Source organism: Buchnera aphidicola (Rhopalosiphum padi) (genome assembly GCF_005080845.1).
In the GTDB taxonomy this organism is placed as follows: Bacteria; Pseudomonadota; Gammaproteobacteria; order Enterobacterales; family Enterobacteriaceae; genus Buchnera; species Buchnera aphidicola_AO.
Genome location: NZ_CP034858.1, coordinates 385,473 through 399,353 on the forward strand (window position 1 = coordinate 385,473; position 13,881 = coordinate 399,353).

15 protein-coding genes are annotated in these 13,881 nt (G+C 24.4%); 12 read left to right on the forward strand and 3 right to left on the reverse strand.

Annotated features, from left to right (window positions below):
- The first annotated feature begins 161 nt into the window (after positions 1-161).
- From rluC to D9V76_RS01835, 11 genes are all read left to right on the forward strand, one after another.
- Complete coding sequence (gene rluC, locus D9V76_RS01785) at positions 162-1,106, forward strand: 23S rRNA pseudouridine(955/2504/2580) synthase RluC (protein ID WP_158337240.1); 945 nt, start codon at positions 162-164, stop codon at positions 1,104-1,106.
- Positions 1,107-1,207: 101 nt separating this feature from the next.
- Complete coding sequence (gene rpmF / locus D9V76_RS01790) at positions 1,208-1,372, forward strand: 50S ribosomal protein L32 (protein WP_158337242.1); 165 nt, start codon at positions 1,208-1,210, stop codon at positions 1,370-1,372.
- A gap of 115 nt (positions 1,373-1,487) precedes the next feature.
- Complete coding sequence (fabD, locus tag D9V76_RS01795; RefSeq protein ID WP_158337244.1) at positions 1,488-2,438, forward strand: ACP S-malonyltransferase; 951 nt, start codon at positions 1,488-1,490, stop codon at positions 2,436-2,438.
- Between the two features lie 12 nt (positions 2,439-2,450).
- A complete protein-coding gene (locus D9V76_RS01800) occupies positions 2,451-3,161 on the forward strand; it encodes a beta-ketoacyl-ACP reductase (protein WP_158337246.1) in 711 nt (236 codons plus the stop codon).
- Positions 3,162-3,231: 70 nt separating this feature from the next.
- Positions 3,232-3,471: an acyl carrier protein gene (gene acpP, locus D9V76_RS01805; RefSeq protein WP_158337248.1), complete on the forward strand. Its 240-nt coding sequence runs from the start codon at positions 3,232-3,234 to the stop codon at positions 3,469-3,471.
- Between the two features lie 73 nt (positions 3,472-3,544).
- Complete coding sequence (gene tmk, locus D9V76_RS01810; protein ID WP_158337250.1) at positions 3,545-4,183, forward strand: dTMP kinase; 639 nt, start codon at positions 3,545-3,547, stop codon at positions 4,181-4,183.
- Positions 4,180-5,169: a DNA polymerase III subunit delta' C-terminal domain-containing protein gene (locus D9V76_RS01815; RefSeq protein WP_158337252.1), complete on the forward strand. Its 990-nt coding sequence runs from the start codon at positions 4,180-4,182 to the stop codon at positions 5,167-5,169. The genes tmk and D9V76_RS01815 overlap by 4 nt, the downstream gene beginning before the upstream one ends.
- Before the next feature lie 34 nt (positions 5,170-5,203).
- Complete coding sequence (locus tag D9V76_RS01820; RefSeq protein ID WP_158337254.1) at positions 5,204-5,983, forward strand: TatD family hydrolase; 780 nt, start codon at positions 5,204-5,206, stop codon at positions 5,981-5,983.
- A gap of 56 nt (positions 5,984-6,039) precedes the next feature.
- Positions 6,040-7,473, forward strand: a complete 1,434-nt coding sequence (gene ptsG / locus D9V76_RS01825; RefSeq protein WP_158337256.1) for a PTS glucose transporter subunit IIBC — start codon at positions 6,040-6,042, stop codon at positions 7,471-7,473.
- Between the two features lie 79 nt (positions 7,474-7,552).
- On the forward strand, positions 7,553-7,900 hold the full coding sequence (locus D9V76_RS01830; RefSeq protein WP_158337258.1) for a histidine triad nucleotide-binding protein: 348 nt from the start codon (positions 7,553-7,555) through the stop codon (positions 7,898-7,900).
- Between the two features lie 38 nt (positions 7,901-7,938).
- On the forward strand, positions 7,939-8,466 hold the full coding sequence (locus D9V76_RS01835) for a hypothetical protein (RefSeq protein ID WP_158337260.1): 528 nt from the start codon (positions 7,939-7,941) through the stop codon (positions 8,464-8,466).
- A 187-nt stretch (positions 8,467-8,653) separates the two neighbouring features.
- Here the strand turns inward: D9V76_RS01835 and D9V76_RS01840 are convergent, their stop codons facing one another.
- The 3 genes from D9V76_RS01840 to pncB all read right to left on the reverse strand — a co-directional run bounded on the left by D9V76_RS01840 (position 8,654) and on the right by pncB (position 12,570).
- On the reverse strand, positions 8,654-9,763 hold the full coding sequence (locus D9V76_RS01840; RefSeq protein ID WP_158337262.1) for a porin: 1,110 nt from the start codon (positions 9,761-9,763) through the stop codon (positions 8,654-8,656).
- Between the two features lie 139 nt (positions 9,764-9,902).
- Positions 9,903-11,303 carry an asparagine--tRNA ligase gene (gene asnS / locus D9V76_RS01845; RefSeq protein WP_158337264.1) on the reverse strand — a complete coding sequence of 467 codons (1,401 nt, stop codon included), beginning with the start codon at positions 11,301-11,303 and terminating at the stop codon, positions 9,903-9,905.
- A gap of 70 nt (positions 11,304-11,373) precedes the next feature.
- Complete coding sequence (gene pncB / locus D9V76_RS01850; RefSeq protein WP_158337265.1) at positions 11,374-12,570, reverse strand: nicotinate phosphoribosyltransferase; 1,197 nt, start codon at positions 12,568-12,570, stop codon at positions 11,374-11,376.
- Between the two features lie 228 nt (positions 12,571-12,798).
- Between pncB and pyrD the strand changes: the two genes are divergently transcribed.
- A complete protein-coding gene (gene pyrD, locus D9V76_RS01855) occupies positions 12,799-13,809 on the forward strand; it encodes a quinone-dependent dihydroorotate dehydrogenase (RefSeq protein WP_158337267.1) in 1,011 nt (336 codons plus the stop codon).
- Positions 13,810-13,881: the final 72 nt, after the last annotated feature.

Sequence of the window (13,881 nt, forward strand, 5' to 3'; positions counted from 1 at the left end):
TTTAAAAATAAAAAAAATCTTTAAAAAATCAAAAAAAGTTATTTTTTTCTATAATTTATTATTATAAATATTTAATTATTTATACTAATATATTTATATATTTAATTATATTATAATCAATAAAAATTAAAAAAATTACTTAATTTATAGAGATTTTTTTAATGACATATAAAACGACATCTGTATCTATTATATATATTAATGAAGATATGATAAATCAACGTATAGATAATTTTTTACAAAAAAAATTTAAAAACGTACCAAAAAGTATGATTTATCGTATTATAAGAACAGGAAAGATTCGAATTAATAAGAAAAGAATCAAACCACATTACAAATTAAAAATTGGAGATAAACTAAGAATTCCACCAATAAAAATAATGTACAAAGAAAAAAATAGTATTTTTGTAACTAAATATGAAAAAAATTTATTGAATAATATTCTATATGAAGATAATCATTTATTGATAATAAATAAACCTTCTGGTATTGCAGTACATGGTGGAAGCGGTATAAACTTAGGAGTTATAGAATGTTTTCGAAAACTTCGACCATTGGAAAAATTTCTTGAACTCGTACATCGTATTGATCGAGATACGTCTGGTGTTCTAATGCTAGCAAAAAAACGAAAATCTCTTGTATTACTGCATAAGCAAATGAGAGAAAAAAAAATACAAAAAAAATATCTAGCATTAGTACATGGTCTATGGCCTATTTCTTTAAGAAAGATATCTGAACCTTTGTTAAAAACTCAATTGCAAAACAAACAAAAAAAAGTTTCGATTAACAAAGAAGGAAAACCTTCAGAAACATGTTTTAGAATAAAAAAACAATATTTATTCACAACTTTAGTTTCTATTACACCTAAAACAGGTCGAACTCATCAAATCCGTGTGCACACGTTATATGCAGGTCATCCAATATTGTTTGATAAACGTTATGGGAAACGTGATTTAGATTCTAATATAAAAAACAAAACAAAAATTAATAGACTTTTACTGCATGCTACTTCAATTAATTTTTTACACCCTGAAAATGGAAAAAAAATGCATATTACGGCACCACTAGATGTAAATTTTGAAAATTATTTAAACACTCTTGTATAGCAACTGTAATACTTTAAAACAGTATTATACAATAAAATTTTTTTTTACTAAAATTTTATACAAAAAATACTCATTTTACATAATATTATATAGAGAAAAAAATGGCTGTTCAAAAAAGTAAACCAACTCGATCTAAAAGAGGAATGAGACGTTCTCATGACTCTTTAAAAGAAATGACTTTATCTAAAGATAAATTTTCTGGAGAAACACATATTCGACATCATATTACTGCCAAGGGATACTATAGAGGAAAAAAAGTAATTTAAAAAATAAAAATATACGGTACTTTTTTAAAAAAAGTACCATTTTATCAAACATATTTATTGCAAAAAAAAAATTGTATTCTTAAAAATATTATTTTTAATAAAAAGGGTAAATTTAATGAACTCATTTGCCATGCTATTTCCAGGTCAAGGATCTCAATATATAAATATGTTATCTTCCTTTTTTCAAAAAAAAGACAATATTTTTAAAAAAATATTTGATGAAGCATCAGAATATATTAATTATAACTTATTAAAGTTAATACAAAATAGAGAAACAAAAAAACGCGATAACTATAAATATATACAATCAGCAATATTAACTTCATCAATTGCTATTTATCAATTTTGGAAAGAAAAAAATGGGCGATGTCCAGCATTTATGTCAGGACATAGTTTGGGAGAATATTCAGCATTAGTCTGTGCTAATGCAATAAAATTTTCTGATGCATTAAAAATAGTTAAATTAAGAAGTAAATTAATGCAAAAAACTGTTATAAATCAACCATCTCTAGTTCAAGCAATTATTGGTTTAGATAAAAAAATTATTGAAAATATATGTTTACAACATTCCCCAAAAGTTGTTTCTATAGCAAGTATAAATTCTGATAATCAAATTATTATTTCAGGAGATAAATCGGCAGTACATAAAGTTGGTTTAAATTGTAAGCAAAAAGGAGCTAAATATGTAGTAAAATTAAACATTAATACACCTATACACAGTAGTTTAATGAAACCTGTTTCAGAAAAATTTCAATACGTATTGAAATCTATTAAAATAAAATCCCCAACAATACCAGTTATTAACAATGTAGACGTAATATGTGAAAAAAATGAAAAAAAGATTAAAAAAGCATTAGTTAGACAATTTTACAGTACTGTAAGATGGAAAGAAATCATCGACTTAATAAAATCAAAAAAAATTTTTACAATGTTAGAAATAGGACCAAATAAAATTTTAAGTAATTTGATAAAAAAAAATAACAATATAACTATGTTAAACACAAATAATTTAAAAAATTTTTTAATCGCATTTAAAAAAATTCATAAAAACAATCATGAACATTAAAAAAAAACTGCATTGGTAACAGGTGCAAACCAAGGTATTGGGAAAGAAATCGCTATAAAACTATCACAAAAAGGAATACAAGTGATTGGAACATCTACAACTATAAGTGGAGTTAAAGTAATTGATAGATATTTAAAAAAAAATGGATTTGGTTTTGTTTTAGATTTAAAAGACACTGATTCAATTTTAGAAAAAATGAAAGAAATTTACAAAAAAAAATATTCTATTGATATACTTATTAACAATGCTGGAGTTAAATTAGATAATTTATTGGTTTATATGAATAACAAAGAATGGGAAAATGTAATAAAAATTAATTTAACATCAATATTTTATATGTCAAAATCTGTTATTCGTTCAATGATTAAAAAAAAATATGGGCGTATTATTACAATTGGCTCTGTAATTGGTTATATTGGAAATGAAGGTCAAGTAAATTATAGTGCTTCAAAATCAGGACTGATTGGATTTCATAAATCACTGGCACTAGAAGTAGCATCAAAAGGTATTACCGTTAATATTGTTGCTCCAGGCCTTATTAAAACTAATCTTACAAAAAATTTAAATATTTTTCAATATAAAAAACATTTGTCTAAAATTCCTATGAAAAGAATAGGAACAGTAGAAGAAATAGCTGATGCAGTAATATTTCTCTCTTCTGAAAAAGCATCGTATATAACAGGACACACACTTCATGTTAATGGTGGTATGTACATGACATAATTTTTTTATATCTAAAAATCTGTTTTTTTGTGATAAAATGACAATAATTTAAAAAAAAGAGACATTTAAAATGAATGATATCGAAAAAAGAATAAAAAAAATAATTTCAAAAATATTAGACGTTAAGGTAGAAAAAATACTTAATAATTCATCTTTTTTAGATGATCTTGGTGCTGATTCGTTAGATACAGTAGAATTAATTATGGCTTTAGAAGAGGAATTTAATATTGAAATATCAGATGAAGATGCAGAAAAATTGAATACAGTACAAAAATCAATTGATTATATTAACAATCAAAATAAAAAATAAATTTTTATTCTATATTTAATATTTTTCCCTGAAGTATACGATTAAAACCGTACGTAAACAAATTAAAAAAATAATGATAAAAAGTAAATTTATTGTGATTGAAGGACTAGAAGGTGCTGGAAAAACTAATGCTAGCATTTGTATTCAACACACTTTAAAAGAATATAATATAAAAAATATTATGTTAGTACGTCAACCTGGAAGTACACCAATTGCAGAAAAAATAAGAAAATTAATAAAAAACAACTTTCATATTGAAGACTTCGTAAAAGAGACAGAATTGTTACTAATGTATGCTGCAAGAATACAACTAGTTAAAAAAATAATACAACCAGCATTAAAAAAAGGAATTTGGGTTATTTCAGATCGTCATGATTTATCTTCTTTAGCCTATCAAGGTGGTGGATTAGGTATAAAAAAGAAACTAATTAATCAGCTAAAATATTTATTTTTAAAAGACTTTATTCCTGATCTAACTATTTATTTAGATGTTTATCCTGAAATTGGTTTAAAAAGAGCGTCAAAAAGAAGTAAATTAGATCGAATAGAACATCGATCTTTGAATTTTTTTAAAAAAACAAGAGAAAGCTATTTAAAAAATATAAAATTAGATAAAAAAACAATAAAAATAAACGCTAATTTAGACATTCAAATTGTCACTCAAAACATTAAAAGCCAAATTTTAAAATGGCTTGAAAAAAAAATCGTATGAAATGGTATCCTTGGTTGGAAAAACCATATAAAGAAATTATTGGATTACATCAAAGAAAAAAAGCACATCATGCAATTTTAATAAGAACTCAAAAGGGCATGGGAGTTTTTACACTAGTTTGGCTTATTAGTAAATGGTTACTATGTCTAAAACCAATAGGAATAAAATTTTGCAACAATTGCCATGGATGCAAACTAATGTCTGCAAAAAACCATCCAGATTGGCACAATATAATTAATGAAAAAAACGATACCTTTGATGTTGAATCTATTCGAATAATTAACGAAAAAGTATTTAAACGAGCACAGCAAGGAAATAACAAAATTATTTTTTTAGCAGATGTTCATAAATTAACAGAATCAGCAGTAAATGCATTGTTAAAAACTTTAGAAGAACCGCCCGAAAAAAATTGGTTTTTTCTGATAGATTATAACTGTTTAAAATTACATTCTACATTAAAAAGTCGTTGTTTTTTATATAGATTATCTTCTCCTATAGAAAAAGAAAGTTTACATTGGTTAAAAAATGAAAATAAAAAAGATCACATATCAAATCTAACGTCATTACGTATTAATCAAGGTTCCCCTATATGTGCTCAAAACTTTATTGAAGGAGAACTATGGGAAGAAAGGAAAAATTTATATAGATCCTTATCAAATTCTATTAAAGATAAAAACCTATTAAAAATATTACCCAGATTATGCAAAAAAAACACTATAATTAAAATAGATTGGATATGTTTACTATTATTTGATGCTATAAAAATAAATTTTAATGAAAGAAAAAAATTAACTAACTGCGATCAAATAAAACTAATTAATTTTTTTTCTGAAAAATACAATAATATTACTTTAAATAAAAGTATTCAAAATTGGACAAAATGTCGATTTATTTTATTAAATACATCTGGTATTAACAATGAATTACTATTATTAGAACAATTACTTGTATGGGAAAAAATTTTATGTTTTATTATTGTACCTTAAGTTTTACTTAATTTTAAATTAAAGAGATAAAATTTTGTTCTTAATTGATTCCCACTGCCATATTGACCAACTAAATCATAATTCATTACATGAAAAAATAGAAAAAATATTGAAAAAAGCATATCAAAATCATGTAAAAAAATTTTTAACAGTATCAACTTCTATAGATAATTTTTATAAAACAAAAAAATTATTAGATAAATATGATTCTATTTTTTATTCTTGTGGTATTCATCCGTTACATTGTCAAAAAGAAACAGAAAATCTGAATGAATTAAAAAAATTATCTAATTCTAAGAGTATTATAGCATTAGGAGAGACAGGTTTAGACTATTATTACTCATCTGAAACGAAAAATCTACAACAAAAATTTTTCCGAGAACATATTAGAATTGCAATAAAACTAAACAAACCAATCATAGTACATAGTCGAAATTCTATAACAGATACAATAAAAATATTAAAGGAAGAAAATGCAGAAAAATGTGGCGGAATTTTACATTCATTTACTGAAAACGAAAAATCAGCATTCAGATTATTAGATATTGGATTTTATATTTCCTTTTCTGGAATAATTACTTTTAAGAAATCAATTGAATTACGTAATACATTAAAAAAAATACCACTAGAAAAATTATTGATAGAAACAGATTCACCATATTTAGCACCTATACCATACAGAGGAAAAAAAAATCAACCGGCATATCTACTTGAAATAGCAAAAAAAGTTGCTCTTATAAAAGAAATCAGTTTAGAGGAATTAGCTCAAATTACTACAAATAATTTTTTTACATTATTTAACTTAAATTTTTAATAAAATTATATTATTTAATTAATTTAATGTTTTAGATATAGTTAGGAGTTTTTTATATGTTTAAAAATGTATTTGCAAGCCTTCAAAAGGTTGGTAAATCACTGATGTTACCTGTTTCAGTATTACCTATTGCAGGAATACTTCTCGGGATAGGGTCAGCTCATTTCAGATTGATACCAGAAACTATTTCTCAAATTATGGCGCAAACAGGAGGTTCTGTTTTTTCCAATATGCCATTAATTTTTGCAATTGGTGTAGCTCTTGGATTTAGCAATAATGATGGTGTTGCAGCATTAGCTGCCGTTGTTGCTTACAGTATATTGATACAAACGCTGTCTGCAGTTGAATCAACTATATTAAATACAGATGTTGATATAATAAAAAACAAAAATTTTTCTGATATTGGCATATTAGGAGGAATTATAGCAGGAGCAATTTCAGCATACATGTTTAACAAATTTTATAGAATTCAGCTACCTGAATATTTAGGTTTTTTTGCTGGAAAAAGATTTGTTCCTATTATTTCAGGATTGTTTGCAATATTTGCAGGATTAATATTATCTTTTATTTGGCCTAGTATAGGTAATAAAATTCAACTTTTTTCTGAATGGGCTGCTTATCAAAACCCTATCATTGCCTTTTCTCTATACGGTTTAGTAGAAAGAGCATTAGTACCATTTGGTTTGCATCATATATGGAACGTTCCATTTCAAATGCAAATTGGAGAATATAAAAATTCAGTAGGACAAATTTTCCATGGAGATATTGCAAGATATATGGCAGGTGATAAAACGGCTGGAAATTTATCAGGTGGATTTATCTTTAAAATGTATGGACTTCCAGGAGCTGCTTTAGCAATTTGGCATACAGCTAAAAAAGAAAATAGAGCTAAAATAGGGAGTATTATGATTTCTGCAGCTTTAACAGCTTTTTTGACAGGAATTACTGAACCAATTGAGTTTTCTTTCATATTAGTCGCTCCAATACTATACGTTGTCCATGCTATTTTAGCAGGATTGTCTTTTCCATTATGTATTTTTTTAAATATGCGTGCTGGAACCAGTTTTTCTCACGGATTTATAGATTTTATAGTATTAAGTGGACACAGCAATCAAATATTTCTCTTTCCAATTGTTGGAATTTGCTACGGTCTTTTATATTACATTATATTTTATTTTTTAATAACCACATTCAATTTAAAAACACCTGGACGTGAAGAAAACAAGAAAACGATATCTTTTAAAAATAATATAGAAATAGCACCGTATATTATTGAAGCATTGGGTGGAAAAAATAATATTAAAAATTTAGATGCATGTATTACTAGATTACGTATTACAGTTTTAGAAATATCAAAAGTCAATCAAGATAGTTTGAAAAATCTTGGGGCAGCAGGTGTAGTTATTTCAGGATCTGGAGTGCAAGCTGTTTTTGGTACTAGATCCGAAAACATAAAAACCGCAATGGATGAATATATAAATAATATATAATAAAAAGGGTGAGTAAAATTTAACTCGCCCTAGTATTAATAAAACTTTATATCAAATTAAATTATAAAAAAAATATTCTATGAAAAATAAACATTTAATTTTTAAAAAAATAATAAATAAAGAAACATCAACAAAAATTGTTTATCAAGATGAAATAGTAACGGCTTTTGAAGATATTTCCCCAAAAGCTCCGATACACATATTAATTATACCTAATACTTTTATAAAAACATCAAATGATATCAATGAAAAAAATAAAAATATTTTTGCACACATGTTTTATATTGCTGTTAAAGTAGCTAAAGATAAAAAAATTAGTGAAGATGGCTATAAAATAATTATCAATTGTAATAAAAATGGTGGACAAGAAATAAACTATCTTCATATGCATTTAGTAGGAGGTGAGAAATTAAAAGCACTATATTAAAAAATATTTGGCTTCTTTAAATTTTATAAGGTTTAAAATTGAACAAAATTTTATTACTTTTAACTTTTTTTTTATTTTTTATAAGCAGTTGTTCTTTGTTAAAGAATATAAAAAAAACTAATTTCTTTTTAGAAAAAGAACAGTTTATTTTTTTAAGTTTTGAAAATGCTATTGAAAATGTTATTTTAGAAATATTAAATAATAAGAATATATTTTTTTCTAAAAAAATATCGCTATATATTAGTACACTAAAAAATAAAAGCAATATTTTTTTAGAAAATACAAAATTAATTGATATTTTTAAAAAAACTATTTCTAAAAACATAAAAAAAATACATATTGTTGACATAGAGTCTATTAATAGAACTAAAGAAAAATTAGGATTATCTAAAAATAATAATACATTAAGTATAAACGAAGCGATTTTACTTTCTCGTAATAACAATGCAACATACTATCTTGATAGTTGTGTCATGGGTGACAATAAGCCTTTTTTATTAAAAGTTCAATTAATACTTGTAAAGACAGGAGAAATTATATTTTGTAAAATACAAAAATTTTATTGATAAACTAGAAATAAAATTACTTTTATTTTACAGAAAAAAATTACTTTCTACTAAAAAATAAAAAATAAAATTTTTACTGATATTAAAATCAATTTCTTTATTTTTTATAAATCAGTAGAAAGTTTTTATTTTTAATAATTAAATTCTAAAAATTTCTATAAAATACAAAAAATTATATTCAATAACATTAGAATTGATAAACTACTCCAGCACCAATAATATTATCTGTAGAAATTTTATTTTTTGTATTAAATTCGTTTTCTTTTAATAAGTTAATTTTATAATTCATATATGTTGAAACATTTTTATTAAATTCATAACGAGTAGAAATATTAATTTGTTTTGCTAAATCTAATTCACTTTTATTCGGAGCGTTTGAATTTTGTCCTTTAGAATCTAAATAGCTTAAAGAAGGATGAAATCCAGAGTCAAAACTATATTCTGCAATGGCTTCAATATTTTGTGTTTCGTTAATAAAACGATTACTAGGAATATGATGCGGTGTTAAATTACGAGCAGCACCATAAAAAGCTGCAATATATACATTATTAGCATCATATTTAAAACCTAATCCATATGAGTCGACAGATTCATTTTTTAAATCTTTTTTATTTTGATCAGATGTTAATCTTTCAGATGTAAAACAAGAACCAACAGCAGTTAGTCCAGAATCACTCTCATATTTTAATGATGCCCCCCAACCAGCACTATTTTGCTGATCTGAAATTCTATTTTTGATTTCATCTTGATATTGTAATGCAAAACTAACACCGTCTACTAAACCAAAAACGTTGTTATTTCTATAAGTAAGTAAACTATTATTTCTACCTACCATGTAATTATCATTATATGCAAATACGCTTTTATTATTAATATATGGAATATGATTTGTTAATGATTGAGCATCATGAATAACACCATAATTACGACCATAATCTATTGATCCTAAATTACCATATTTTAAACCGGCATACCCTAAACGTACAGTATTAGGTTGTTGTTTATCCATTAGTTCTTCTGGCATAAAAAGATCTGTTTTATATTCAATTTTAGCGTAACTTGATAGTTTATCAGTAATATTTATTTTTCCTGATAATCCTAAAATAGCATTTGTATTATCTTCTTTAGAAGCAATTTTAGTAGATAGGAATTTGTTAGAAAAATTATGATTGGGATTCATACTACCATATAGTTCTAATTTATTACCATTTTTGTTGAAAATTTCTACAGCATTTACTGAACTGTTACTAGCGAATAGCATTGGTATTAAAATTGCCAAAGATTTATGATTTTTCATAATTTTTATACTACCTTTTTAGTAAAAATAGTTTATGTTAAAAAACAGATGTAAATTAAAGAATGATTATATTCTCATAAAGTTTTAATTGATAAAACATTATTAAAATAGCAAATAATTTTATATACAAAAAAAATGCTTAAAAATTAGCGTTTTTAACAGTACGAGGAAATGGAATTACATCTCTTATATTTGATATTCCAGTAATATAAGAAATTAATCGTTCAAAACCCATCCCAAAACCTGCATGATGAACAGTACCATAACGACGAAGATCTCGATACCACCAATAATCTTCTTGTTTTAAACCTAATTCTGATAAACGTAAATCTAAAACTGCAATACGTTCTTCACGTTGAGAACCACCTATTAATTCTCCAACACCTGGAACTAGCAAATCCATTGCAGCAACAGTTTTTTTATCGTCATTTAACCTCATGTAAAATGCTTTTAATTCTTTAGGATAATTAATTATTACTATAGGTGCTTTAAAATATTTTTCTACAAGAAACCTCTCGTGTTCAGTATTAAGATCAATTCCTAAAGAAACAACATTCTCAAATTTATTTTTAGAATTTAATAAAATATCTATGGCATCTTTATAATTTATATGTATAAAATCTACTAATAAAAAATTTTCCAGACGATTAATTATATCATTATCAATATAATTTTTAAGAAATTTAATATCATTCATACAATATTTTAAAATAGATTTACAAATATATTTCAACATATCTTCAGCAAATAATGATATTTCATATAAATTACAAAATGACGATTCAATTTCTAACATCCAAAATTCTGCTAAATGACGACTGGTATTAGAGTTTTCAGCTCTAAATGTAGGGCCAAAAGTATATACTTTTGATACAGAACAAGCATATGTTTCTAAATTAAGTTGTCCCGAAACAGTTAAAAAAGATTCTTTTCCGAAAAAATCTTTTTTAAAATCAACGGAACCATTTGTTTTTTTAGGAATATTTTTCATATCCATTGTTGAAACACGAAACATCTCCCCTGCACCTTCTGTATTAAGTCCAGTAATAATAGGTGTAGGAATCCAATAATAACCTTTTTGATGTAAAAATTTATGTAATGATTGAAATATATGATTTCTTATTCTTACTATTACTCCAATTAAATTCGTTCTAGAACGCAAATGCGCCACTTCTCTTAAGTGTTCTAGACTATGTTTTTTTGCAGACATTGGATAAGTATCTGGATTTTGAATCCATCCTAATACCTGAAGTCTTTTCGCTTTTATTTCATATTTTTGTTTTTTTCCTATAGATAAAATAAGAATTCCAGTTATTGTTACAGAACAACCAATAGTTAAATGCAATATATCTTTATGATAATTGGACAAAGTATTATTAGCAACAACTTGTATGCAATCAAAACATGAACCATCATAAATTGTAATAAAAGATAAACCAGATTTCGAACTTCTACGACTTCGAACCCATCCAGATACAGTAATGGAAGTATTTACTATAATATCATCTTTATAAATTTCTGATATTGATATTGTGCTCATAATTTTTTCCTTGTATCTTTTTTTTAAATAGTCTATCGAAAGATAGTCAATCAATATGACTAGTTTTAAATCAAAATGTTAACGATAAATCAAACGCTTTACACAAAGATTTAATAAACTCTCTATCTAAACAAAAGGTTTTACCAGGGCTATCAGATAATTTAGCAACTGGTTTACCATTACATTTAACAAGTTTAATTACTATATTTAATGGCTTAACATTTGGAATATCACAAGTTAATTGTGTTCCAATACCAAATATAACATTTATTCTATTATTAAACTTTTTATAAAGAGATATAATCTTGCTAAAATTTAAATTATCTGAAAACAATAATGTTTTAGTAGTAGGATCAATTCCTAAACGTTCATAATGTTTAAGAGCTTTCTCACCCCATTTCACTGGGTCCCCTGAATCATGTCTAATACCCTGGTAAGATTTTGAAAAAAACAAATTAAAATCACGTAAAAATGAATCCATTGTAATACAATCTGTAAGAGCAATACTTAAATGTTGATTATATTGACATAACCATGTTTTCAATGCCAATATTTGACTATTTCTTAGACTGGAACTAATTTGTTGATGTGCTTGAAACCATTCGTGAGCTTGAGTTCCTACTGGTAGTAATTTTAAAATACGTGATATATGGTAATTACTTGAACCAATTAAAAAAGGAAATTTATCTTTTAATCGTTTTATAATTGAATATTGTACATCATAAGAAAATCGCCTTCTTGTTCCAAAATCCACTATTTTTAAACGAGATAAATCTAAATGCCTATTTTTTTGAAAAAATTCTGTTAATTTTTTATCTAAATGCTGTACTGCAATATTTGAAGTAATTTCTGGATAGCAATGTTTATGAAAAATTTCACTAATTAATGATAAAATAGGGACTTCCCATAAAATTACTTCTTTCCATAATCCACTTATACGAATATGTAATTGACCATGATAATTACTTACTTTAACTTGTGTAATATTATAACGAAATTTTTTCAACCAATATAAATATTCTCTTTTAAAAAATGGAAAAGTAGTCATATATAAATATTCTTCGTGACTAAGAGATAAAGAAGACATCATATTGATTTGATCTAATAAAATATGAGAATAACAACCTAAAATATTAGGACCTCTACAAATAAATTCTGCAACTACATTTACATTTTTATAATGATAAAAAACAGCTTGTTGCATATGAAGTTTATATGCATCAGTATCAAGTAATGTTTTTACTATTGGGTAATTATATCGTTTCATAATATATATGTTTTCATAGTATTCTTTTTTATAGTATGATAATTATGATATAATTTTATATTTAAAATATATAAAATATTAAAAAAATTATAACAATAATCCCAATATGTATAAAAATATAACATAAATAAAAAGGTTATCAATTTTAAAAAAATAGTGTTTTTTTATTAAAAAAATATATATAAAAATTTTTAATAAATTCTTAACTGTTCTTAGAAAGGAATTATAATGTTTTACTATTTAATTCGTAAACTTTTATTTTTAATTGACCCTGAAAAAGCACATATACTAACATTAAAATATTTTAATTCTAAAAAAATTCAAATTCTAAGAAATTTTTTTATTAAACCAATTCCATTAAAAAAAATAAAATGTATGGGGTTGACCTTTAATAATAAAATTGGTCTGGCTGCAGGAATGGATAAAAATGGAGATTATATAGATTCTTTATCTCAAATAGGATTTGGTTTTATCGAAGTAGGAACAGTTACTCCCTTACCCCAGTATGGAAATCCAAAACCTAGAATCTTTAGAATATCTTCAGTAGAAGGAATTATTAATAGAATGGGGTTTAATAATTTAGGAATAGATTATTTAGTTTCTAATATAAAAAAATCTAAATTTAAAGGAATAATTGGTGTAAACATAGGAAAAAATAAAAAAACAAAAATTGAAGATGCAATAAAAGATTATTTAATTTGTATAGAAAAAGTATATTTTTATGCCAGTTATATTGCTATTAATATTTCCTCTCCAAATACTATTAATTTAAGACAACTACAATATGGTATATTGTTTGAAAATTTATTACGAGATATAAAAAAAAAACAAAGAGAAATGCATTCCAAATATTCTAAATATGTACCAATAGTAATTAAAATTTCTCCAGATCTATCAAAAAAAGAATTAATTTACATTTCCAATAAGTTAATTGACTATAAAATAGATGGAGTGATTGCAACTAATACAACATTAGATCGTTCATTAATACCTAAAATTAAAAATAGTAGACAAGAAGGAGGATTGAGTGGTTTACCTTTACAAAAAAAAAGCAACGATGTGATATCAATACTATATAAAAGTCTAAAAAGAAAAATTCCTATTATCGGAGTTGGTGGTATTAATTCTATAAATTCTGCTAGAGAAAAAATTATGTGTGGAGCTAATTTAATACAAGTATATTCTGGATTAATATATCATGGTCCAAATTTTATTAGAAAAATAATTAGAAACCTATAAAGTAAAAGTGTTTTATATAAATTAAAAATTTATTTCTTAAGAATGTTTATTGATTTTTTTTATTAAAAAATA

What these genes read in the sequence shown, in the direction of transcription:
- D9V76_RS01815 (WP_158337252.1), top strand. Translation starts at nt 4,180, where the DNA reads ATGAAATGGTATCCTTGGTTGGAAAAACCATATAAAGAAATTATTGGA.
- D9V76_RS01830 (WP_158337258.1), top strand. Translation starts at nt 7,553, where the DNA reads ATGAAAAATAAACATTTAATTTTTAAAAAAATAATAAATAAAGAAACA.
- fabD (WP_158337244.1), top strand. Translation starts at nt 1,488, where the DNA reads ATGAACTCATTTGCCATGCTATTTCCAGGTCAAGGATCTCAATATATA.
- rpmF (WP_158337242.1), top strand. Translation starts at nt 1,208, where the DNA reads ATGGCTGTTCAAAAAAGTAAACCAACTCGATCTAAAAGAGGAATGAGA.
- tmk (WP_158337250.1), top strand. Translation starts at nt 3,545, where the DNA reads ATGATAAAAAGTAAATTTATTGTGATTGAAGGACTAGAAGGTGCTGGA.
- D9V76_RS01840 (WP_158337262.1), bottom strand. Translation starts at nt 9,763, where the DNA reads ATGAAAAATCATAAATCTTTGGCAATTTTAATACCAATGCTATTCGCT.
- acpP (WP_158337248.1), top strand. Translation starts at nt 3,232, where the DNA reads ATGAATGATATCGAAAAAAGAATAAAAAAAATAATTTCAAAAATATTA.
- pncB (WP_158337265.1), bottom strand. Translation starts at nt 12,570, where the DNA reads ATGAAACGATATAATTACCCAATAGTAAAAACATTACTTGATACTGAT.
- ptsG (WP_158337256.1), top strand. Translation starts at nt 6,040, where the DNA reads ATGTTTAAAAATGTATTTGCAAGCCTTCAAAAGGTTGGTAAATCACTG.
- pyrD (WP_158337267.1), top strand. Translation starts at nt 12,799, where the DNA reads ATGTTTTACTATTTAATTCGTAAACTTTTATTTTTAATTGACCCTGAA.
- asnS (WP_158337264.1), bottom strand. Translation starts at nt 11,303, where the DNA reads ATGAGCACAATATCAATATCAGAAATTTATAAAGATGATATTATAGTA.
- rluC (WP_158337240.1), top strand. Translation starts at nt 162, where the DNA reads ATGACATATAAAACGACATCTGTATCTATTATATATATTAATGAAGAT.